This window comes from Streptomyces sp. JLSY215 (assembly GCF_059682825.1).
This window is the reverse complement of sequence record NZ_CM185022.1, coordinates 3,334,478-3,357,011: the sequence shown is the minus strand read 5'-3', so window position 1 is coordinate 3,357,011 and position 22,534 is coordinate 3,334,478. Positions and strand designations below refer to the sequence as shown.

General features: G+C 70.9%; 18 protein-coding genes and 1 rRNA gene. 11 read left to right on the top strand and 8 right to left on the bottom strand.

Annotated features, from left to right (window positions below; genetic code table 11):
* Window positions 1-18 precede the first annotated feature (18 nt).
* Window positions 19-135 (top strand): 5S ribosomal RNA (gene rrf, locus AC5677_RS14890).
* A gap of 263 nt (window positions 136-398) precedes the next feature.
* On the opposite strand, the gene AC5677_RS14885 is transcribed toward rrf, so the two are convergent.
* The 5 genes from AC5677_RS14885 to AC5677_RS14865 are packed head-to-tail and all read right to left on the bottom strand — an operon-like array spanning window position 399 to window position 5,958.
* Complete coding sequence (locus AC5677_RS14885) at window positions 399-1,709, bottom strand: DUF58 domain-containing protein (protein ID WP_497195520.1); 1,311 nt, start codon at window positions 1,707-1,709, stop codon at window positions 399-401.
* Between the two features lie 9 nt (window positions 1,710-1,718).
* The gene (locus tag AC5677_RS14880; protein WP_497195519.1) at window positions 1,719-2,729 is read right to left on the bottom strand and encodes an AAA family ATPase; all 1,011 of its coding nucleotides are present in this window, start codon (window positions 2,727-2,729) and stop codon (window positions 1,719-1,721) included.
* The gene (locus AC5677_RS14875) at window positions 2,665-3,897 is read right to left on the bottom strand and encodes a DUF4350 domain-containing protein (RefSeq protein WP_497195518.1); all 1,233 of its coding nucleotides are present in this window, start codon (window positions 3,895-3,897) and stop codon (window positions 2,665-2,667) included. Before AC5677_RS14875 ends, AC5677_RS14880 begins: the two co-directional genes overlap by 65 nt.
* Window positions 3,894-4,568 carry a DUF4129 domain-containing protein gene (locus tag AC5677_RS14870; RefSeq protein WP_497196626.1) on the bottom strand — a complete coding sequence of 225 codons (675 nt, stop codon included), beginning with the start codon at window positions 4,566-4,568 and terminating at the stop codon, window positions 3,894-3,896. Before AC5677_RS14870 ends, AC5677_RS14875 begins: the two co-directional genes overlap by 4 nt.
* A gap of 19 nt (window positions 4,569-4,587) precedes the next feature.
* A complete protein-coding gene (locus AC5677_RS14865) occupies window positions 4,588-5,958 on the bottom strand; it encodes a proline-rich domain-containing protein (RefSeq protein WP_497195517.1) in 1,371 nt (456 codons plus the stop codon).
* Between the two features lie 155 nt (window positions 5,959-6,113).
* Here AC5677_RS14865 and mtnA point away from each other — a divergent pair, with 155 nt between their 5' ends.
* From mtnA to AC5677_RS14830, 7 genes are all read left to right on the top strand, one after another.
* The gene (mtnA, locus tag AC5677_RS14860) at window positions 6,114-7,286 is read left to right on the top strand and encodes an S-methyl-5-thioribose-1-phosphate isomerase (protein ID WP_497195516.1); all 1,173 of its coding nucleotides are present in this window, start codon (window positions 6,114-6,116) and stop codon (window positions 7,284-7,286) included.
* Complete coding sequence (mtrA, locus tag AC5677_RS14855; protein ID WP_030416996.1) at window positions 7,283-7,960, top strand: two-component system response regulator MtrA; 678 nt, start codon at window positions 7,283-7,285, stop codon at window positions 7,958-7,960. Before mtnA ends, mtrA begins: the two co-directional genes overlap by 4 nt.
* A gap of 1 nt (window position 7,961) precedes the next feature.
* Window positions 7,962-10,028 (top strand): MtrAB system histidine kinase MtrB, encoded by a 2,067-nt coding sequence (gene mtrB / locus AC5677_RS14850; RefSeq protein WP_497195515.1) that lies wholly within the window; start codon window positions 7,962-7,964, stop codon window positions 10,026-10,028.
* Complete coding sequence (locus AC5677_RS14845) at window positions 10,018-11,895, top strand: LpqB family beta-propeller domain-containing protein (RefSeq protein ID WP_497195514.1); 1,878 nt, start codon at window positions 10,018-10,020, stop codon at window positions 11,893-11,895. Before mtrB ends, AC5677_RS14845 begins: the two co-directional genes overlap by 11 nt.
* Before the next feature lie 78 nt (window positions 11,896-11,973).
* On the top strand, window positions 11,974-12,705 hold the full coding sequence (locus AC5677_RS14840) for a ComF family protein (protein ID WP_497195513.1): 732 nt from the start codon (window positions 11,974-11,976) through the stop codon (window positions 12,703-12,705).
* A 318-nt stretch (window positions 12,706-13,023) separates the two neighbouring features.
* Entirely contained in the window at window positions 13,024-13,716 is a 693-nt protein-coding gene (gene hpf, locus AC5677_RS14835) for a ribosome hibernation-promoting factor, HPF/YfiA family (RefSeq protein WP_497195512.1), read from the top strand.
* A gap of 233 nt (window positions 13,717-13,949) precedes the next feature.
* Window positions 13,950-14,711: a response regulator gene (locus tag AC5677_RS14830; protein ID WP_497195511.1), complete on the top strand. Its 762-nt coding sequence runs from the start codon at window positions 13,950-13,952 to the stop codon at window positions 14,709-14,711.
* Between the two features lie 69 nt (window positions 14,712-14,780).
* Here AC5677_RS14830 and AC5677_RS14825 read toward each other — a convergent pair whose 3' ends face one another.
* Both AC5677_RS14825 and AC5677_RS14820 read right to left on the bottom strand, forming a co-directional pair.
* Window positions 14,781-15,983 (bottom strand): winged helix-turn-helix domain-containing protein, encoded by a 1,203-nt coding sequence (locus tag AC5677_RS14825; RefSeq protein ID WP_497195510.1) that lies wholly within the window; start codon window positions 15,981-15,983, stop codon window positions 14,781-14,783.
* A 54-nt stretch (window positions 15,984-16,037) separates the two neighbouring features.
* Complete coding sequence (locus AC5677_RS14820) at window positions 16,038-16,661, bottom strand: GNAT family N-acetyltransferase (RefSeq protein ID WP_497195509.1); 624 nt, start codon at window positions 16,659-16,661, stop codon at window positions 16,038-16,040.
* A 241-nt stretch (window positions 16,662-16,902) separates the two neighbouring features.
* Here AC5677_RS14820 and secA point away from each other — a divergent pair, with 241 nt between their 5' ends.
* Window positions 16,903-19,737 (top strand): preprotein translocase subunit SecA, encoded by a 2,835-nt coding sequence (gene secA / locus AC5677_RS14815; protein WP_497195508.1) that lies wholly within the window; start codon window positions 16,903-16,905, stop codon window positions 19,735-19,737.
* Between the two features lie 95 nt (window positions 19,738-19,832).
* On the opposite strand, the gene AC5677_RS14810 is transcribed toward secA, so the two are convergent.
* A complete protein-coding gene (locus tag AC5677_RS14810; protein WP_497195507.1) occupies window positions 19,833-20,642 on the bottom strand; it encodes an Rv3235 family protein in 810 nt (269 codons plus the stop codon).
* 288 nt (window positions 20,643-20,930) lie between these two features.
* On the opposite strand from AC5677_RS14810, the gene AC5677_RS14805 reads away from it, so the two are divergent.
* Together AC5677_RS14805 and AC5677_RS14800 are read left to right on the top strand one after the other, a co-directional pair.
* Entirely contained in the window at window positions 20,931-21,437 is a 507-nt protein-coding gene (locus AC5677_RS14805; RefSeq protein ID WP_497195506.1) for a DUF6912 family protein, read from the top strand.
* Window positions 21,438-21,524: 87 nt separating this feature from the next.
* Window positions 21,525-22,214 (top strand): HAD family hydrolase, encoded by a 690-nt coding sequence (locus AC5677_RS14800; protein WP_497195505.1) that lies wholly within the window; start codon window positions 21,525-21,527, stop codon window positions 22,212-22,214.
* Window positions 22,215-22,534: the final 320 nt, after the last annotated feature.

Genomic DNA, 22,534 nt, shown 5'->3' with positions numbered 1-22,534 from the left:
AGTTCAACTTCATAGTGTTTCGGTGGTCATTGCGTTAGGGAAACGCCCGGTTACATTCCGAACCCGGAAGCTAAGCCTTTCAGCGCCGATGGTACTGCAGGGGGGACCCTGTGGGAGAGTAGGACGCCGCCGAACAAATTTTGTGGGAAGCCCCGCACCGTATGGTGCGGGGCTTTTCTGCGTTCACCGCGTCGGGGCAGATGTTGGTGGACGATAGGGCGCGGATCCGGGGCGAGCCGTTAACGCGCCGCTTGGACCGGTGAAGTCTTTTGGTGTGGGGGAGTCGAGACGGCAAGGCCGCGCCCTGGCTCTTGGGATGGGGCAGCAAGAGCTGTCGGGGGATCCGAAAGGTGCTCCTTGCCCAGTGTGTGTTCTGGGCGTGTTCTGGGTGGGCTCTCTCAGAGGCGACCGGAGGACTTCAGGGTGAGGTAGGCGTCGGCCAGGTCAGGGGCGAGCTGCGCGGGCGTGGAGTCGATGACCGTGATGCCCTGGTGGCGGAGACGGTCTGCGGTGTTGCGGCGGGCGGCGCGGGTTTGTTCTGCGGCAGCGGCCGCGTAAACGGCCTCGGGTGTGTGTCGGCCGGCGGCCATTTCTTCTATGCGGGGGTCGGCGACGGCGGCGACGATGAGTTCGTTGCGCTGGGTGAGGCTGGGGAGGACCGGCAGTAGGGCCTCCTCCACGGGAGCCGTGTCGAGGCCGGTGAAGAGCACGATGAGGGACCGTCGCTGGGTGCGTTGGTGGATTGCGGCGGCCAGGCCGCGCGCGTCCGCCTCGACGAGTTCGGATTCGAGGGGGGCCAGGGCATCGGTCAGGGCCGGAAGCAGATCCAGTGCGGTTCGGCCTTGTACGGAAGCCCGTACGCGGCGGTCGTACGCGAGGAGGTCCACGCGGTCGCCGGCTCGGGATGCGAGCGCGGCGAGGAGGAGGGCGGCGTCCATGGAGGCGTCGAGGCGGGGAATGTCGCCGACGCGGCCGGCTGAGGTGCGGCCGGTTTCCAGGGCGAGCAGGATGCGGCGGTCGCGTTCGGGGCGCCAGGTGCGGACGGCGAGGGTTTGCTGGCGGGCGGTGGCGCGCCAGTCGATGGAGCGGGTGTCGTCGCCGGGGGTGTAGTCGCGGAGGCTGTCGAATTCGGTGCCCTCGCCGCGGGTCAGGATGCTCGTGCGGCCGTCGAGTTCGCGGAGTCTGGCGAGCTTGGCGGGGAGGTGCTTGCGGCTGGCGAAGGGCGGCATGACGCGCAGGGTCCAGGGGACATGGTGCGTCCCTTGGCGGGCTGCCAGGCCCAGTGGGCCGTAAGAGCGGACCGTGACGCGGACCGCGTGGTGGTCGCCGCGGCGCGTGGGGTGAAGCGTGGTGGTGAGGCGCCTGCGTTCGGCGCCGGGGATGTGCGCGGTGTGGCGTGACGCGGGGATGTCCGTGCCCGGCTGGAAGGAGCTCGGGGGCCAGGCGTCGCGGATCTGCGCGCGCAGGGTGCGGCGGTCCGGGTTGGTGAGGGTGAGGTGTGTGTGGGCTTCGCCTGTTAGTCGAACTGTTGTGTCACCGGTACGGGTGAAATGGAGCTTTCGCACTGGCGCGGCGAGCGCGAGATCGCACAAGATTGCTATCGGCAGGGCGAGTTGGAAGGTGACGATACCGAGCCAGCTAGGGAGCACGAAGCCGACGAAGAGAGCTCCGACTGCGGCGATGAGGGCAGTGCGTCCGGTGAGGGCCACGGTGTCGCCTCAGCGGGGGACGGGGAGGTGGGCGAGGACGGCGTTGATCACGGAGTCTGCGGAGACTCCCTCCATCTCCGCCTCGGGGCGGAGCCGGATGCGGTGGCGGAGGGTGGGGAGAGCAAGGGCCTTGACGTCGTCCGGGGTGACATAGTCGCGGCCGGTGAGCCAGGCCCAGGCTCGGGAAGTGGAGAGCAGGGCGGTGGCGCCTCGGGGGGATACACCGAGGGAGAGCGAGGGGGATTCACGAGTGGCACGGCAGATATCGACGATATAGCCGGCGACTTCGGGGGAGACGGCGGTCTTGGCGACCGCGGCTCGGGCTGCTTCGAGGTCGGCGGCGGAGGCTACGGGGCGTAGGCCGGCGGCGTCGAGGTCGTGGGGACTGAAGCCGTCCGCGTGGCGGGTGAGGATGTCTATCTCGTCCTGGCGGGCGGGCAGCGGGACCGTCAGTTTCAGCAAGAACCGGTCGAGTTGGGCCTCGGGGAGCGGGTAGGTGCCCTCGTATTCCACGGGGTTCTGGGTGGCGGCCACGAGGAACGGTTCAGGGAGGGGCCGGGCGGTGCCGTCGACGGTGACCTGGCGCTCCTCCATGGCTTCGAGGAGGGACGCCTGGGACTTGGGAGGGGTGCGGTTGATCTCGTCGGCGATCAGGAGGTTGGTGAAGACGGGGCCGGGCTGGAAGGAGAACTCGGCGCTGCGGGCGTCGTAGACCAGGGAGCCGGTGACGTCGCTCGGCATCAGGTCGGGGGTGAACTGGACGCGCTTGGTGTCGAGTTCGAGGGTGGCCGACAGGGCTCGTACGAGCAGGGTCTTGGCGACGCCGGGGACGCCTTCGAGGAGCACATGGCCGCGGCAGAGCAGCGCGACGACCAAGCCGGTGACGGCGGGGTCCTGGCCGACGACGGCCTTGGCTATCTCGGTGCGGACAGCTTCTAGGGAGGCTCGGGCGCTGTCAGCGGTCGGGGTGCTCACGGGGGGCGTGCCTCTCTTGGGAAACGATCGAGATTTCGAGTTCATCGAGTTGGTCGGCCAGCTGCACCAGGGCCTTGTCATCCGCGGGTGCGGGGCCGAAGAGCACGGTGTGAAGCGCGGCTTCGGCTGCGGGTGCAGCGGCCAAGTGGGCGTGGACGGCCGGGAGAAGGATGTCGGGGGTGTGGGCGTGCGTGGGGGGCACGCCAATGAGGGGGGCGAGCCGGGTGCGGGTGGCGGCGCGTAGGACGGCTGCGGCGCGGTCGCGGGCGTTGGCCTGCTCGTAGAGGCGGGCGTGGCCTTCGGTGGTCTCGGCGGCCGGAACGGTGACCGGAAGCCGTTCGGGAATCAGGGGGCCGAGTCGGCGGGCGCGCCAGAGGGCCGCGAAGACGCCGGCGAAGGCGAGTTGGAGCAGGCCCCAGCTCCAGCCGGAGGGGATGAGGTCGAGGAAACCGCGTTGGTCGTCCTGGGTGGACGACAGGTCGCTCACGGAGGGGAGGTACCAGATCAGATGCTTGTGCGCGCCGAGGAGTTGAAGGGCCAGCGAGGCGTTGCCGCGCTCGGCGAGGTGGTGGTTGTAGAGGAAGTCGGGGGAACCGAGGAGCACGGTGTCGCGGCCGGTGTCGTGGGCCGGCAAACGCAGCAGGGTGGGCAGGCCGCCGCTGGGGTAGCAGCGGTCGGCGGTGCCGTCGGGGGCGATGTAGCGCACACCGCCCAGGAGGGCATCGCCCGCGCGGTGGGCGGCGGGCAGCGAACAGACAGGCCGGCGCGCCGTGTTAGCGGCCTCGGCGGCCGCCTTGATGCGGGGAGTGAAGACATCGAGGGCGGTCTGGCCGGGGGCGAGCAGGACGATGCGGCCGGAGGTGTGCGCGATTGCGGTGCGCAGGCCGGTCAGCTGCCGTGTGGTGAGAACGTCGGGGTCGGTGACGAGGAGCGTGGTGCCGGGACCGGCCGCGGCGGCGGCCTCCTCGGAGGTGGTCACGACCTGGGTGGTGACGCCTTGGGCGGCCAGGAGTTGGGCGAGGGCCCGGCTTCCGGCGCGGTCCGCCGAGCGGGGATCGAGTTTGCCGTGCTGTTCACCGGACTGCAGGGCCGCCAGTATCACCCCGGTGACGACGAGCAGGAGGAGCGCGACCAGCAGCCCTCGCGTCCGTCGCCACAGGTGGCGGGCGAGGGCGGGGGACGGCGTGACGGTGTCCGTTGTGGCCGTGGTCATCCGTGGCTCCCGGCCGGGGCGGCGAGCTGGGGCTTGGCGTGCCGCAGGTCGCTGTCGAGGGCGGTCAAGAGGGCGTACTCCCGCTCCGTTCCGGGGCGGCCGCCGTATGTGACGTCGTCAAAGGTACGGGCCGCGGCGCTCAGTTGGCCGGTGTGTGCGGGGAAGGCACGGCCGGCTGCGGCGGCGGCCTCGTCGGCGGTGCGGCCCGGACCGGGTGTGAGCAGCGCGCGCTCCTCGAGGGAGAGGACGATGGCGCGCATGCGTTCCTGGATCGCCTGGCTCCAGTGGCTCTGGGCGGCGTGCCGGTCGGCGGCCGAACGGTGCTCGGCGGCGGTCCGCAGGGTGTCGGCGAAGAGTGCGCCGCCGGTGGTCGGGGTGCGGCGCAGCGCGCCGAGCCGCAGTCGAAGCGCGACGAGCAGCAGCAGAACTGCCGCGAGGACGGTGAGCAACCCGATCCAGCCGCCAGGGGTGGCGCCGGCGGCCGTCTTGAACAGGTCGTCGATGCCGTTCCCCAACCAAGTCAGGAACTGTTGGACCGGGTTGGGGTCGTTCTGGTGGTACCGGGGATCGGACAGCTCGCGCTCAGCCGCTTCGCGTGCGGGCATGCGCGGAGTCCGGACCGGTATGTCATCGCCGGCGCGCGCCATGAGCTGTCCCAGCGCGGCCGTCATCCCCCCTGTTGTCACCGCATCAGCTTCCCGGAGTGGGGCCGGTGGGGGCATCTGCGGGGACGGCGGCGTCGGCCGTACCCGCGGCGGCGGTGTCGTAGCCGGGGAGGCCCGCGGCGCGGGCGAGTTCGAGGTCGAGCGCCTCGCGGCGGATGCGCTGGTCCATGTAGAGGAGTGCGGTCACGCCCGCGCTGAGCGGGAAGGTGATGGTGGAGCTGATGACGGCTCCGACTCCCATCACGGTGAGGAAGGTCCAACCGGTGGTGTCGTTGGTGCCGGCCGCCCAGTCCATCAGGCTCTCGCCGCCGGCGACGAAAGCGATGAGGGTGGTCGGGATCTGGATGATGAACTCGACGAGGGCGACCATGAGGTAGGCGAGGAGCTGGATGCCCAGCACCCGCCACCACGAGCCCCGTACGAGCTTGGCGGAGCGGCGCATGGAGGCGATGACGCCCTGCTTCTCCAGCATCAGCGCGGGCGAGGCGAGGCTGTAGCGGACCGCCAGCCAGACGCTCACGACGGTGACGGCCAGTCCGCCGAACAGGATGAGTGCCAGGCCCACCCCCGGCGCTCCTGTGGAGACGAGGAGGATGCCGGGGGCCAGGCCGGCCGCCGCGATGGCCAAGAGGATGACGGGGAGCAGGAGCAGCAGGCCGAGCAGGCGCGGGAGTTGTCCGCGGGCGTCCTGCCAGGCCTGCGCGGTGGTGACCGAGCGGCCGAGGACGGCGCGGCTGGTGACCATGGTCAGCAGGCCCGTGGCGATGAGGGTGGCGAGGAGACCGATCACTGCGGTGGCGCCGCTCGCGGCGAGCGACTTGAGGATGTCGCGCATGGTCTCCACCAGGGCCGAGCGCGAGCCTTGGCCGAGGGCGGGCGTCCGGCCGGGGCTCTGGAACCACAGCCCGGTGACGACCGTGATCAGGGTCTGCGAGACAACCGCGACGATCAGCGATATGCCAAGGACGGTGCGCCAGTGGGCGCGCATCGTCGAGACTGCGCCGTCGAGTATTTCGCCGACACCGAGTGGGCGCAGCGGAATGACGCCCGGCTTGGCGGCCGGTGGCGGCGGGGCCCAGCCGGCCACCCATCCGGGCCCGCCGGCCGGCGGGCCGTTCCAGCTGCCTTGGGTGGGGAGGGGGGTGCCGGCGCGGGCGCGGGTGCCGGTCGCGGTGTTCTGGTCGGCGGGGCCGCCCTGGGCGGGGATCCCGGTGGGCGAGGACCATTGGCCGGCGGGCGGCTGCTGCTTGGACCAGTTCGGCGGGGATGGCTGCTCGGCGGCGGGTTCGTCCGTGGCGGATTGCTCGGCGGATTGCTGGGCGGGCTCCTGGGTGCCGCGGTCCGGCTCGTCGGAGGGGGCGGATCCGGGCGAGGCCCAGCCCGGAGAGTCGTTCATCTTCGCTCCTTCTTGCTGCCCGTAATCCGCCGGGGCGGCCGGGGTCCGGGGTCCGCGGTGTCAGTCATCGTGTCATGGCGGACGGCTCTGTGTACCGGAGCCCTGAGCAGTGAAGGACCTTCTGTTCGGAGCGGTGTCGGCGGCAGACTGAACCAATGGCCGATCAGTACGAGGTATCCGAGGCGGGCGCTCAGGCGCTCGCAATCCCGTCGTTGCGCTGGGAGGAGCCGCCTGAGGGGCCCGTTGTGGTCCTCCTTGATCAGACCCGCTTGCCCGGGGAGGAGGCCGAGCTGGTCTGCACGGACGTACCGGCGCTGGTTCAGGCGATCCGGACGCTGGCGGTGCGCGGTGCGCCGCTGCTGGGCATTGCGGGTGCGTACGGTGTCGCGCTGGCCGCGGCGCGTGGGTTCGATGTGGACGAAGCCGCGGAGATGCTGGCGCACGCCCGCCCGACCGCGGTCAATCTTGGGTACGGCGTGCGGCGGGCGGCCGCCGCCTACCGTGCGGCCGCCGGTCGCGGGGCCGGTCCGGAGGCGGCCGGGGCGGCGGCGCTGGCCGAGGCGCGGGCCGTACACGCGGAGGACATCGAGGCCAGCGCGCGGATGGCCGAGCACGGGCTGGCGCTGCTGGGAGAGCTGCTCCCGGGCGGCGGCCACCGGATACTCACCCACTGCAATTCGGGCGCGCTGGTGTCCGGAGGGGAGGGGACCGCCCTGGCGGTGGCGCGCGCGGCGCACCGGGCGGGTGAGCTGCAACGGCTGTGGGTGGACGAGACGCGGCCGCTGTTGCAGGGGGCGCGGCTGACGGCCTACGAGGCGGCGCGCGCGGGCATGGCGTACAGCGTGCTGGTGGACGGGGCGGCAGGGTCGCTGTTCGCTGCCGGCGAGGTGGACGCGGTGCTGATCGGGGCGGACCGTATTGCGGCGGACGGCTCGGTGGCCAACAAGGTCGGCAGCTATCCGCTGGCGGTGCTGGCCCGCTATCACCACGTTCCGTTCGTGGTGGTGGCGCCGACCAGCACGGTGGATCTTCGGACGGAGCAGGGGGCGGATATCGAGGTGGAGCAGCGGCCGGGCAGTGAGGTGACGGAGCTCTCGTTGGCGCCCGGACAGGGTGCCGGGGCGGGAGCCGGCGCCGGAATCGCGGTGGCGCCGGTGGGCGCGCAGGCCTACAACCCGGCGTTCGATGTGACTCCTCCGGAGCTGGTGACGGCGATCGTGACGGAGTCCGGAGTGGTGTCGCCGGTCACTCGGGACGGGCTCGCCGAGGTGTGTTCCACATCACGATGGAGTAAGTCACGATCAGGTAATGGGATGATGGCCGAATGAAGGGACGCGTCCTGGTCGTCGACGACGACACCGCACTGGCAGAGATGCTCGGCATCGTGCTGCGTGGCGAAGGCTTTGAACCGTCGTTCGTGTCGGACGGTGACAAGGCCCTTGCCGCCTTCCGCGAGACCAAGCCCGATCTTGTGCTGCTCGACCTGATGCTGCCCGGACGGGACGGTATCGAGGTGTGCCGGCTGATCCGGGCCGAGTCCGGGGTGCCGATCGTCATGCTGACCGCCAAGAGCGACACCGTGGATGTGGTGGTCGGGCTCGAGTCGGGTGCGGACGACTACATCGTCAAGCCGTTCAAGCCCAAGGAGCTGGTGGCCCGGATCCGGGCGCGGCTGCGGCGCTCGGAGGAGCCCGCGCCCGAGCAGCTGGCGATCGGTGACCTGGTCATCGATGTGGCGGGCCACTCGGTGAAGCGGGACGGGCAGTCGATCGCGCTGACCCCGTTGGAGTTCGATCTGCTGGTGGCGCTGGCGCGTAAGCCGTGGCAGGTGTTCACGCGTGAGGTGCTGCTGGAGCAGGTCTGGGGCTATCGGCACGCCGCCGATACCCGGCTGGTCAATGTCCATGTGCAGCGGCTGCGTTCCAAGGTCGAGCGGGATCCGGAGCGTCCGGAGATCGTGGTGACCGTGCGTGGGGTCGGCTACAAGGCCGGGCCCAGCTGAGATGACCCGGGACGGTGCGGCCCCGGAGGGAAAGCGGGGGCGTTCCGTCGACCCGTCGGGTGAAATGTCCTTTTCGGGAAAGTTGTCCTCCTGGTTGCTGCGCGGCGGGCAGCTGCTGCCCGACGGCGCGGTGAGTGGGCCGGTCCACCCGCTGCTGAGACTCTTCAGCCGGTGGGTGCGGAGGCCGCTGCTGCCCGCCCTGCGGCTGTGGCGGCGCAACATCCAGCTGCGCGTGGTGGCGACCACCTTGCTGATGTCGCTCGCGGTGGTGCTGCTGCTCGGTGTCGTGGTCGTGGGACAGGTCCGTAACGGCCTGCTCACCGCCAAGGCACAGGCCGCGCAGAGCCAGGCCGTGGGCGGCTTCAGCGTCGCTCAGAAAATGGCCGACGGCGCCGACGACACCCGGCCCGACGACGCCGCCCGCACCGGCAACCGCGGCACGCAGGACTCCGCGACCTGGCTGACCGGCCTGGTCGAGCAGCTCGCCAGCGGCGGTCAGGGCGTCTTCTCCGTCGTGGCGCTCAGCTCCGACTCCGAGGAACCGTTCGGCGACTCCAGCCCCGGCACCCGCGGACCGCGCGCCTCCGGGGACGTCGACCCCGAGCGCAGCGTGCCCGCCGAGCTGCGGCGGAAGCTGGACACCAAGTCCGGGACGTTCCGCCAGTACACCCAGATCAAACGCATCGGGTCGGACGACGGCGTGCCGGCGCTGATCATCGGCAAGCGCCTCAACGACATCAACAGCAACCAGTACCAGCTCTACTACCTCTTTCCGTTCAGCCAGGAAGAGGAGTCGCTGAAGCTGGTGACGGGGACGCTCGCGACGGCCGGAGTGTTCGTCGTGATCCTGCTCGGCGCCATTGCCTGGCTTGTGGTGCGGCAGGTCGTCACGCCCGTACGGATGGCCGCGGGGATCTCCGAGCGGCTGGCCGCGGGCCTGCTCCAGGAGCGGATGAAGGTCACCGGCGAGGACGACATCGCCCGGCTCGGCGAGTCCTTCAACAAGATGGCGCAGAACCTCCAGGTCAAGATCCAGCAGCTGGAGGAGCTGTCCCGGATGCAGCGCCGGTTCGTCTCCGATGTCTCGCACGAGCTGCGGACGCCGCTGACGACCGTACGGATGGCCGCGGATGTCATCCATGAGGTGCGGGACGAGTTCGACCCCGCCACCGCCCGCTCCGCGGAGCTGCTGCGCGGACAGCTCGACCGCTTCGAGTCGCTGCTCGCGGAGCTGCTGGAGATCAGCCGGTTCGACGCGGGCGCGGCCGCGCTGGAGGCCGAGCCGATCGATCTGCGCGATGTCGTCCACCGTGTCCTCGAGGGCGCCGAGCCGCTCGCCGAGGCCAAGGGCACACGTTTCGTGGTGCGCGGTGCCGAGCGTCCCGTGATCGCCGAGGCGGACACCCGACGGGTGGAACGGGTCCTGCGCAACCTCGTCGTCAATGCTGTCGAGCACGGCGAGGGCCGGGACGTCGTGGTGCGGCTGGCGTCCGGCGGCGGCCGGAGCGGTGGCGCGGTGGCCGTCGCGGTGCGTGACTACGGCGTCGGTCTCAAGCCCGGCGAGGCGACCCGGGTCTTCAACCGCTTCTGGCGCGCGGATCCGGCGCGGGCGCGGACGACGGGCGGTACGGGCCTGGGGCTGTCCATCGCCGTCGAGGACGCCAGGCTGCACGGCGGCTGGCTGCAGGCCTGGGGCGAGCCGGGCGGCGGCTCGCAGTTCCGTCTGACGCTGCCCCGTACGGCCGGGGAGTCGCTGCGTGGCTCCCCGATACCGCTGGAACCGGAGGACTCGCGACGCAACCGCGGCCCGGCCGAGGCGGCGCAGCCGAGCGCCGGTGCGAGCCGCAAGGCATCCACGATCCCGGTGCAGCCGGGCGCCGCGGAGTCGCGCGCCGGGGCACGCCCCGCGGCCGATCCGGCGGCGCTGCCGGGCGACGGCACCCGCGTGGTGCCGGGTGCCGGGGGCGCACGGAGCGGGGCGACGGCGCACGACACGCCGGCCGTCGACGGGCGGGAGCGGGAAGCCGGGCGTGACGTGGAGCGGGAGGGCGGGCTGCGTGGACACTGAGCGCGGAGACGAGGGTCAGGTGGTGCGGACGTCCCGCCCCCGTAGGAGAGCCGGGCGGGCGCGGAAGGCGGCGCTGCTCGGCTGCGCCGGCGTGCTGCTCGCCGGGTGCGCCTCGATGCCGGACAGCGGCGATGTCAAGGCCGTCGATCAGTCGCCGCGCGCCGACGGGGACTCCCAGGTGCGGGTCTACGGCGTGCCCCCGCAGGACGGCGCACAGCCGACGAACATCGTCCGCAGCTTCCTCGACGCGACGACCAGCGACGAGGCGGATTTCCGTACGGCAGGCCAGTATCTGGCCAAGTCGGCCAGGCGGAAGTGGCAGCCCTTCCGGGTCACCGATGTGCTCCAGGAGCGCCCCAAGCCCGAGCCGCAGGCGCAGCACAACCGCGAGGACGGCAACGGCTACACGGTCGTGCTCTCCGGCAGCCAGGTGGCGAAGGTGGACGCCAATCACGCCTACACGCCGGAGGAGAAGAAGTACCGCCAGACCATCCACCTCATCAAGGAGGACGGGCAGTGGCGCATCGACCGGCTGCCCAACGGCCTGGTGCTCGGGCAGTCCGATTTTCAGCGGATCTACCGTTCCGTCAACAAGTACTACTTCGCGTCCTACGAGTCGGAGTCGGCGGATCCGAAGGCGAGCCGGAACGTCCTGGTCGCCGACCCGGTGTATCTGCGTCAGCGGATAGAACCGATCACGGCCAGCGTGGAGGCGCTGCTGTCCGGGCCCACGGACTGGCTGAGCCAGGTGACGTCGTCGGAGTTCCCGCCCGGTACGCGCCTCGCCGCGCGTGATCTGTCGCTGGACGACTCCAACGCGCTGCGGGTCAAGCTGAGCAAGCAGGCCGTCAGCACCGACACCGGCCAGTGCAAGCGGATGGCGGCCCAACTCTTCTTCACCGTCCAGGACATGACGCGCGCATCGAAGGTCAGTGAGGTGCAGCTGGAGGACGGCGCCGGCAACTCCCTGTGCGCACTGACCCAGGAGCAGGCCGAACGCGACTTCTCGCCCACCCGGCTCGCCGGGCACTCCGCGCAGGAGTACTTCATCGACGCCGACCACAAGGTCGTCGCCATGTCCGACGCGGCCAACGAACCGACGCCGGTGCGCGGGCCGTTGGGCACGGGCAAGACCTCGCTGCGCTCGGTCGCCATCTCGCGCGATGAGTCCACCGCGGCCGCGGTGTCGAGCGATGGCCGGTCGTTGTACGTGGCCGGCCTGGAGGACGGCGTCCAGCGCGGTGCCCCGCTGCTGACCAGCATGGGCTCGGCGAAGGACCCGGACGAGGGGCTGACCGCGCCGAGCTGGGACGGCCTCGGCGACCTGTGGATCGCCGACCGCAACTCCCACGGCTCGCGGCTGCTGCGGCTGCGCGAGGGCAAGGGGGCCCCCGAAGAGGTCGCGGTGCCGGGCCTGGGGGAGCGGCGGATCAAGGCGATCCGGGTGGCCTCGGACGGCATCCGGATCGCGGTGCTGGTGGAGGACAAGGGCCGTACGACGCTCCAGCTGGGCCGGGTGGAGCGCGGCGGTTCGTCGGCGCACCCGGTGCTCTCGGTGCAGGAACTGCGGCCGATCGCTCCGCAGTTGGAGGATGTGGTGGCCGCATCGTGGGCGGGCGGCAGCCGCCTGGTGGTCGTCGGACGGGAGTCCGGCGGGGTGCAGCAGATGCAGTTCATGGAGACCGACGGCTCGGCGTCCAACGCGCAGACGCTGCCCGGCGTCAACGGCGTCAAGGCGGTGGCGGCCTCGGAGGACGAGACCCGGCCGTTGATCGCCGACGCCACCGAGGGCATTGTGCGGCTGCCTCCGGACGCGAACTGGAAAACGGTGGCCAAGGAAGGGACCGCGCCGGTCTATCCGGGGTGACGTCCCAGGTCACGGCGCTGGGCGCCGCGGTTTTCCACAGGGGTGGTGGCCGGGCGCCGTCGGCGCGACCCTGGAGTTATGCAGGGTATGTGGCGGGAGCTGGCCGGTCTGGTACTGCCGGTCGACTGTGCGGGGTGCGGCCGGCCGCGTACGGAACTGTGTGCGCGGTGCCGCCGCGCGCTGTCGGGCGACGGGCGCGGTGCGCGACGGGTGACACCGCGGCCGGGGCCGGCCGGGCTGCCCCGGGTGTGGGCGGGTGCGCCGTACGCCGATGAGGTGCGGGCCGTACTGCTGGCGCACAAGGAGCGCGGCGCGCTGCGGCTGGCGCCGCCACTGGGCGCGGCGCTGGCCGGGGCGGTGCGACGGGTGCAGGCCGGTTGCGGACCGGCGGGTGAGCGGCAGGCCGGGGGCGTGGCGCCGGTGCTGGTGCCGGTGCCGTCGGCCCGAAGATCGGTGGCCGGCCGGGGCCATGATCCGGTACGCAGAATCGCGCTGGCGGCGGCGGCCGACCTGCGGCGCGGCGGCGCCGGTGCGCGGGTGCTCGCGGTGTTGCGGCAGCGCCGTGCGGTGGCCGACCAGGCGGGGCTGAGCGCTCCGCAGCGGCTGACGAATGTGGCCGGTGCACTGGAGGTGCCGGGCGGGGCCGGGAGGCTCCTGACGGGGGCGCCAGTGGTGCTGGTGGACGACCTGGTGACAACGGGGGCCACGCTCGCCGAGGCGGCGCGGGCGATCGGCGCGGCGGGCGGCCGGGTAGCCGGCGCGGCGGTCGTCGCGGCGCCCCGCAGGGCCTTCGAAAGGAACTGGAACTGACCAAGGAAATTCATCGGTGCAGGTAATGGGGGACAAATTTCACCCAAACGGAGCTGGTGGTCGCAAGGGGGTGCCGACACGCATCCAGGAGAGCTATGTTCGGTTGTGAGGACTTGGTGGCCGCTTTGCCTTGGTTGTCCCGATGGGTGCGCTTGGGGGCTATTGAGGCGAACCTGAAAACGTTGGAGTGGAGAGCTCGCCCTTGGGGGAGGAGGAGGTGAAAGTCGCCAAGTCCGAGGCTTCGGCACTTACCGGAGCCTGGTGCAAGAAGGAGTCGCTCCCTCTGCGTAGTGGAGCGATCCGGGAACGGAGTTCTGCGTGGACATCGTCGTCAAGGGCCGCAAGACCGAGGTGCCCGAGCGGTTCCGCAAGCACGTGGCCGAGAAGCTGAAGCTGGACAAAGTCCAGAAGCTCGACGGCAAGGTGATCAGCCTGGACGTCGAGGTGTCCAAGGAGCCCAACCCGCGGCAGGCCGACCGTTCCGACCGAGTGGAGATCACCCTCCGCTCCCGTGGCCCGGTGGTCCGGGCCGAGGCGGCCGCAGCCGACCCGTACGCCGCGCTGGACCTGGCTACCGCCAAGCTGGAGGCGCGGCTGCGGAAGCAGCACGACAAGCGCTTCTCGCGTCGCGGCAACGGCCGCATCCCGGCGAGTGATGTCGCCGTCAGCGTCCCCGACGCCGCGCGCCTGAACACCAATGGCGAGCTCGCCGCCGCGAGCGAGACCGAGCCGACGGTTCCGACCACGAAGATGGGTTCGGTGGACGTCCTGGGTGAAGGTCCCCTGGTCGTCCGCGAGAAGACCCACTCGGCAGCGCCGATGACGCTCACCCAGGCGCTGTACGAGATGGAGTTGGTCGGCCATGACTTCTATCTCTTCGTCGACGCCGAGACCAAGCAGCCGAGTGTCGTCTACCGGAGGCATGCGTACGACTACGGCGTCATCCACTTGAACCCCGACTCGTTCGGGGAGGAAGAGCCGGGGGGCGCGGGCGGCGCGCTCGGCGGCTGACACTCACCCGCTCGGTGCCCCCGGCGTACGCCGGGGGCACCATCGTGCCCGAAGAAAGCAGGAGTTGAAGCCGTATAGTGTTTGTGCCAGCCAGGGAGTATGTGGACACGAAACGGCTACTCGCCGGGGAGACGGTCGTATGGCATTGATCAGGCTGGCCGCGCGGGGCTGTTGTCAACCAGCCTTATATCGAAGCTCTGGCCCTTCGGCCGAGTAGTTGACGGGGAGGAACAATGGGGGACAGTTTCGGGCCCGTGAGTGACGGCGCGGACGACGAGGGAAGCGGTATCGGGGACGGCGCCGCCGCGGGTATTGCCGCGAGCGTGCCGCGTAAGGAGCCGATCCGGGTCCTGGTTGTGGACGATCACGCGCTTTTCCGGCGGGGTCTGGAGATCGTTCTGGCCCAGGAAGAGGACATCCAGGTCATCGGCGAGGCCGGGGACGGCGCAGAGGCCTGCGACAAGGCCGCGGATCTGCTGCCCGACATCGTGCTGATGGACGTACGGATGCCCAAGCGGGGCGGTATCGAGGCCTGCACCTCCATTAAGGAGGTGGCCCCCAGCGCGAAGATCATCATGCTGACGATCAGCGACGAAGAGGCCGACCTCTACGACGCGATCAAGGCCGGTGCCACCGGATATCTCCTCAAGGAGATCTCCACGGACGAGGTGGCCACCGCAATCCGTGCCGTCGCGGACGGTCAGTCGCAGATCAGCCCGTCGATGGCGTCCAAGCTCCTGACGGAGTTCAAGTCGATGATCCAGCGCACGGACGAGCGCCGACTGGTGCCCGCACCGCGGCTCACCGACCGCGAGCTCGAGGTCCTCAAGCTCGTTGCCACCGGCATGAACAATCGCGATATCGCCAAAGAGCTCTTCATTTCCGAAAACACCGTGAAAAACCATGTGCGGAACATCTTGGAGAAGCTGCAGTTGCACTCCCGGATGGAGGCAGTGGTGTATGCGATGCGGGAGAAGATTCTCGAGATCCGCTGACCGTACGGTCGCGCCCGTCGGTCCGGGGGCCGCACAAGCCCCCGGAGAAGCCGGACCGGGGTGACGGACTCAGCCGGGCTGCTCACTCATGTGAGTGAGTTCCGCGCGGAGGGCTCCGGCCAGTACGGGGTCGGCGCAGCGCTCCAGGCGTACGGAATCGCAGCCGACCCAGGCGGCGGCCTCATGGAGGGCCTGGGCCATGGGGCGGACGGCCTTGGGGCCCTGCAGTGAGACCTGACGGGCGATGAGGGTGGCGCCCTCACGAGCCGGATCGGCGCGGCCCACCAGGCGGCCGCCGGACAGCAGGGGCATCGCGAAGTAGCCGTGTATCCGCTTGGGGCGCGGGACGTATGCCTCCAGGCGGTGGGTGAAGCCGAAGATCCGCTCCGTACGCGGGCGGTCCCAGATGAGGGAGTCGAACGGCGAGAGCAGGGTCGTGCGGTGCCGGCCACGGGGCGGGGCGGCCAGGGCGGCGGGATCGGCCCAGGCGGGCTTCCCCCAGCCCTCGACCTCGACCGGCACCAGCCCCGAGCCCTCGATCGCGGCGTCCACCTGCTCGCCCTTGAGGCGGTGGTAGTCGGCGAGATCCGCGCGGGTGGCCACGCCCATCGCGGCGCCCGCCTGGGCGACCAGGCGGCGGATGCACTCGGCGTCGTCCAGATCGTCATGCAGCAGGGCATCGGGGACGGCGCGCTCGGCGAGGTCGTACACCCGCTTCCAGCCGCGGCGCTCCGTGCAGACCACCTGGCCGGTGTCCAGCAGCCACTCCACCGCGATCTTGGTCTCGGACCAGTCCCACCACTCCCCTCCCTTCCGGCCGCCGCCCAGCTCGGACGTGGTCAGCGGGCCGTCCGCGATGAGGCGCTCGAGGACCGCGGCACAGGAGCGCTCGGAGTCCTTCATGATGTGCCAGCGGTGGCCCCTGGCGCGGTAGGCCCGGCGGCGGAAGGCGAAGTGCGGCCATTCCTCGATGGGCAGGATGCAGGCGGCGTGCGACCAGTACTCGAAGCTGCGGGTGCCGCTCCAGTAGGCCGCCTCGACGGCGCTGCGGCCCACCGCGCCGAGGCGGGCGTACGGCACCAGCTCGTGCGAGCGCGCCAGCACCGAGATCGTGTCCAGCTGCACCGCGCCCAGATGCCGCAGCACCCCGGGCACCCCGGCCCGCCGGTCCGGTGCGCCCAGCAGGCCCTGGGCCCGCAGCGCCAGACGCCGGGCGTCGTCCCGGGAGAGCGCGGTCACGGGCGGAGGCTGGGTCTGTGTCGCTGCGGTCATGCGGAAAAGGGTAGGGGCGGGCACTGACAACGGGCATCGGCCGCGGCCCGGCGTTCAGTCCTGGTACGGGAGGTAGGGCGTGGTGTCCGGGACCGGGACGCCGGTGGAGCCGGGCGGCTCCGGGGCCCGGGGCAGGTCCGACGGGAGCAGGGAGCCGATCCAGACGTCCCGCCGGGTGGCCTCGTGGATGAGCTTGGCGCGCAGGGTGCCCTCCAATTGGAAGCCGACCTTGCGGGCCACCGCCCGGGAGCCTTCGTTGCCCGCCTCGGCGAGCCACTCCATCCGCTCCACCCCGAGATCGTCGAAGGCCCAGCGCACCACCGCGCGGGCCGCCTCGGCGGTGTACCCCTTGCCGCGGTGCTCCTTGGCCGTCCAGTAGCCGAGCTCCGCCTGTCGCTCCGGGGTGCGCAGCAGGTCGAGCCGTACCAGGCCGATGGAGCCGATCAGGGAGCCGTCGGCCCGGGAGAGCACCGCGAAGGCGTAGCTGGTGTCGGTGCGCCAGCCCTCCGGGGCGGTGGTGCCGGTGAACAGTTCCGCGTCCTGAAGGCTGTACGGCGAGGGGACGCTCGTCCAGCGCGGAATGTCGGGTTCCTGACAGGCGGCGTGCACGGCGTCGGCGTCCGACGGCTCGAAGGGACGCAGGAAAAGACGCTCGGTGGTGAGAATGACGGGCTCCATGGTGCGAGTCTGCGGCGTGGCGGGGGCGGCCGCGAAGGGATTTCGCGGTGATTCCCGGCACCTTCTCGCCCGCTCACGCGTTCACCTGAGGAGGGCAGGCCTGCCGTTGCTGCGGCGGACCTCCCCTGCCCGACAGCGTCCTCCCTTACGATGGCCGTTGCGGCGGGGCCTGCCCCTGGATAAATGCCGCGCCCCGCGCACCCGACCGTGCCAGGCCCGACCGGCAAGGAGACCAGCCCAAGTGTCCGTCTTCAACAAGCTCATGCGTGCAGGCGAAGGAAAGATCCTGCGCAAACTGCACCGCATCGCGGGCCAGGTCAACTCCATCGAAGAGGACTTCGCGGCCCTCTCCGACGCCGAGCTGCGGGCGCTCACCGATGAGTACAAAGAGCGGTTCGCGGACGGTGAGAGCCTGGACGATCTGCTGCCCGAGGCGTTCGCCACGGTCCGTGAGGCCGCCAAGCGCGTGCTCGGCCAGCGCCACTACGACGTCCAGCTGATGGGTGGCGCGGCCCTTCACCTCGGATACGTTGCCGAGATGAAGACCGGTGAGGGGAAGACCCTCGTCGGTACCCTCCCGGCGTATCTCAATGCCCTCTCCGGCGAGGGCGTCCATCTGATCACGGTCAACGACTATCTGGCCGAGCGTGACTCCGAGATGATGGGCCGGGTCCACAAGTTCCTCGGGCTGACGGTCGGTTGCATTCTCGCCGACATGACGCCCGCGCAGCGCCGCGAGCAGTACGGCTGCGACATCACCTACGGCACGAACAATGAGTTCGGCTTCGACTATCTGCGCGACAACATGGCCTGGTCGCAGGACGAACTCGTCCAGCGTGGCCACAACTTCGCGATCGTCGACGAGGTCGACTCCATCCTCGTGGACGAGGCCCGTACGCCGCTGATCATCTCCGGCCCGGCGGACTCCGCGACCAAGTGGTACGGCGACTTCGCCAAGTTGGTGGTGCGCCTCAAGAGGGGCGAGGCCGCCAACCCGCAGCGCGGCATCGAGGAGACCGGCGACTACGACGTCGACGAGAAGAAGCGCACGGTCGGTATCCACGAGTCCGGTGTCAGCAAGGTCGAGGACTGGCTGGGCATCGACAACCTCTACGAGTCGGTGAACACCCCGCTCGTCGGGTACCTCAACAACGCGATCAAGGCCAAGGAGCTGTTCAAGAACGACAAGGACTACGTCGTCATCGACGGCGAAGTCATGATCGTCGACGAGCACACCGGCCGTATCCTCGCAGGCCGCCGCTACAACGAGGGCATGCACCAGGCCATCGAGGCGAAGGAAGGGGTGGAGATCAAGGACGAGAACCAGACGCTCGCCACGATCACCCTCCAGAACTTCTTCCGCCTCTACGACAAGCTCTCCGGCATGACCGGTACGGCCATGACCGAGGCCGCCGAATTCCACCAGATCTACAAGCTCGGCGTCGTCCCGATCCCGACGAACCGCCCGATGGTCCGGATGGACCAGGCCGACCTGATCTACCGCACCGAGCCCGCGAAGTTCGACGCGGTCGTCGAGGACATCGTCGAGAAGCACGAGAAGGGCCAGCCGATCCTGGTCGGCACCACCTCGGTCGAGAAGTCCGAGTACCTCTCGCAGCAGCTCAACAAGCGCGGCGTGGCCCATGAGGTGCTCAACGCCAAGCAGCACGACCGGGAGGCGTCGATCGTCGCCCAGGCGGGCCGCAAGGGCGCCGTGACGGTCGCCACCAACATGGCCGGCCGTGGTACGGACATCAAGCTCGGCGGCAACCCCGACGACCTCGCCGAGGCGGAGCTGCGCCAGCACGGCCTGGACCCGGTCGAGCACGCCGAGGAGTGGGCGGCCGCGCTGCCCGCCGCCCTGGAGCGGGCCGAGGCCGCGGTCAAGGCGGAGTTCGAGGAGGTCAAGCAGCTCGGCGGGCTGTATGTGCTGGGCACCGAGCGGCATGAGTCGCGCCGTATCGACAACCAGCTGCGCGGTCGCTCTGGCCGTCAGGGCGACCCGGGCGAATCGCGGTTCTACCTCTCCCTCGGTGACGACCTGATGCGGCTGTTCAAGGCCCAGATGGTCGAGCGGGTCATGGCGATGGCCAACGTGCCCGACGACGTGCCGATCGAGAACAAGATGGTGACGCGGGCGATCGCGTCCGCGCAGTCGCAGGTCGAGCAGCAGAACTTCGAGACCCGCAAGAACGTCCTGAAGTACGACGAGGTCCTCAACCGCCAGCGCGAGGTCATCTACGGCGAGCGCCGCCGTGTCCTGGAGGGCGAGGACCTCCAGGACCAGATCAAGCACTTCATGGAAGACACCATCGACGCCTACATCCAGGCGGAGACGGTCGAGGGCTTCGCCGAGGAGTGGGACCTGGACCGGCTGTGGGGTGCCTTCAAGCAGCTCTACCCGGTCAAGGTGACCGTCGAGGAGCTCGAGGAGGAGGCCGGTGACCGCGCCGGCATGACCGCCGAGTTCATCGCCGACGCGATCAAGGACGACGTCCACGAGCAGTACGCCGCCCGCGAGGAGCAGCTGGGCTCGGACATCATGCGTGAGCTGGAGCGCCGGGTCGTGCTGTCCGTCCTGGACCGCAAGTGGCGTGAGCACCTCTACGAGATGGACTACCTCCAGGAGGGCATCGGCCTGCGGGCGATGGCCCAGAAGGACCCGCTGGTCGAGTACCAGCGCGAGGGCTTCGACATGTTCACCGCGATGATGGAGGGCATCAAGGAGGAGTCCGTCGGCTATCTGTTCAACCTGGAGGTCCAGGTGGAGCAGCAGGTCGAGGAGGTCCCGGTCCAGGAGGCGGCCGAGCAGCCCTCGCTCGAGAAGGTTGCGCAGGACGTCGTCCCGGCCGGTGCGGGCCGTCCCGAGATCCACGCCAAGGGCCTGGAGGCCCCGCAGCGTCCGGACCGGCTGCACTTCACCGCGCCCAAGGTGGACGGCGACGGCAGCGTCATCGAGGGCGACTTCGTCAGCGACGAGGACGGCGAGGGCCCGGCCCGGTCCGAGGCCGACGGGCTGACGCGGGCGGAGCGCCGCAAGGCGCAGAAGGGCGGCGGACGCCGCCGTAAGAAGTAAGCGCGCAGGACCAGGCGCCCCGGCCGTGATGACGGCCGGGGCGCTTCTGCGTGCCGGGGCGCCTTTGCCCGGACGCGGTGCCGGGCGGCGCCGGCTCAGGAGCGGGGTGCCGGAAGCCATGGAGCGGGTGTCGGGCCGATGTCGAAGGTGGCGCAGCGCCAGCGGGTGTCGGCGCCGAGTTCCAGGCGGAAGGCGAGGGCCCGGAGGCGGTCGCCGGACGCGATGCGGGCGAAGGCCTCGATGACGCCCGTGCGCGGCCGGCACAGCCCGCATTCGCGGAGGGCGGGGAGGGGCGCGCGGCGGCCTCCGGGCGTGAGGGGCCGCAGGGGGGCCTGTGGGGCGAGTTCGACCAGCCGGTCGTAGGCGACGGGCAGGGCGTGGCCGAGCAGGGCGTGTACGGGGCTCTGGCCGCTGAGCGTGAGCAGCAGCTGACGGGCGAACCAGTGGTGCGGCCGCCGCTCGCGCGCGCGGTGCTGGGCGCCGGCGGTCGGCAGGCGGGCGGCGAGGGTGGCCGCGGCGGTGGAGCCGCTCAGGGAGGGGCCGGTGGGGAGCGGGCGCCCCGGGGTGGTGCGCGTGGCGGTCGAGGGGGCGCCGGGGCGGGTGCGGGCGGTGCCGCGGCCGGGTCCGGTACCCGGGCCGCGGGTGGTGCCTCCGGGGCGGCGGGGGGAGGGGGCGCGGCGAGCGGCGGGCGGGGGCGGAACGGGCTCGGCGGGCCGGGCGGCGGGGGTGGCGGGTTCGGGGCGGGAGCGAGGCCGGGGGACGCGGCCGCCGGGTGCAGGGGGTGCAGGGGGTGCAGGAGGTGCAGGGGGTGTGGCGTGGGTGGTGGCGGCGTCGTGGGGTGTGCGGCCGCGGACCGGCTCGGTCGTGGCGTCGGAGGAGGTTCGGTTCCGGTGGGTGTCCTTCATGGTGGTGCCCCCCTTGTGCTTCGGTCGGTCGATTACCGGGCGGTAGCTTCGGGGGATCTTCTATCGGCGGGCCGGGGCGGGCGGCAAGGCGGGAGCGGGCGGGTGAGCGGGCGTCGCAGAGTTCACCCGTCCGTGGTGCCGCCTTGGGAAATGGCCTCGGGAAAGCGGTCCGGCGGGGGTGTGCGGCGGGCGGCGCGGGGGTGCCGCGGACGCCCCGATGGGGGACTCTCGCCCGTATGCTGGCTGGACAATCTTCAGAGTCGAGCGAATTGAGCGGAAGCGGCTGCCATGCGCGTCTATGTCCCCCTGACCCTTTCCGGTCTCGCAGAGGCGCACAAGAACGGTGAGCTGGGCCCCGGCCCCCTGGACGCGTACGCCGTCACGCCCGCGCTGCGCGAGTGGTACGTCTCGGACGACATCGAGGAGCTGGAGTACGCGGCGCTGAACCGTGCGGCCCAGGCCTCGCTGCGGCAGCTCGCCGGGAATCCGCAGGTCGCGCGCCGACGGGTCGTGGTGGCCGTGGACGTGCCGGACGGCGCGGCGGTGGCGGATCCGGACCGGGGGCTCGACGAGTCGGCGCTGGGCGAGGTGCGGCTGGCCGGCCCGGTGCCGCTGACGAAGGCGGCGGCGGTGCATGTGGATGCCGCCGACGCGGAGGCGGACGTCACGGCGGCCGCGGCGGCGCTCGGCGCGGCGGACCAGGGCGATGACGACGCCCGGTTCGTGGTGGACGGGGTGCAGGACCACGACCTGATGTGGTTCGGGGTGCAGGAGATTCCGCAGGTGATCGGCTGAGGCGGCGGGCGGTCGCCGCGGTCCGTTCTGCGGCGTTGTCAGTGGGTGCGGGTACTTTTTCTTCATGGGTCGTGCAAGGGGGCGTACATGAAGATCGACGGGGCACACCGCGCATCGCACATCGTGTGGGACTGGAACGGCACGCTGTTCCACGACACCGACGCGGTGATCGGGGCGACCAATTCCGCGTTCGCGGAGATCGGGCTCGAACCGATTTCGCTCGAGCGGTATCGGGAGCTGTACTGCGTGCCCATTCCGCGGTTCTACGAGCGACTGCTGGGGCGGCTGCCGACCGAGGCCGAGTGGCTGACGATGGACGATGCCTTCCACCGGCATTACAGCGAGCACCGGCTGCGGTGCGGGCTGGCCGAGGGCGTGGATCTGCTGCTGGAGGGGTGGCAGGCGGCCGGGCACAGCCAGTCGATTCTCAGCATGTACGGGCATGACGAGCTGATACCGCTGGTGCGCGGCTTCGGGATCGAGGCGCGCTTCGTCCGGGTCGACGGCAGGACCGGCCCCTCGGGCGGCGGCAAGAGCACGCACATGGTGCGGCATCTGGCGGCGCTGAAGGGCGTGGATCCGGGACGGACGGTCGTGATCGGTGACGCGGTGGACGATGCGGTGGCCGCGCGGGACGCCGGGGCGCATGCGGTGCTCTACACCGGCGGCTCGCACAGCCGGGCCAGTCTGCAGGCCGCCGGGGTGCCGGTCGTGGACTCGCTCGCCGAGGCGGTCGAGGTGGCCGGGCAGATGGCGCGGGACGCGGCCGCCGGGTAGCCGGCAGGGCGGCCGGGCGCCGCGCTCCGCGCGTCGTGCCATCGCACATCCGAACCGGCCGGACGTTGTCCGGATGGTCTAAGTTCGTAGTGGGGTTTTGTACGTAGACGGCCCATGACGACACCCCTGCCGGGAGCGATAGCCTTGCACCGTGATCAGCGCGATAACCCGCGGGGGCATCGAGGCCCCCGCCGTGCGCCCGGGACACCACCGTGACCGGGCGGTCGCTGGTCTTTGCGGCCAAGGGCCCATGTCGACTACGTCAAAACTCGTCGAACACGGCACGGCCATCTCCCATCGCGGCATAGCGTCGACATCGA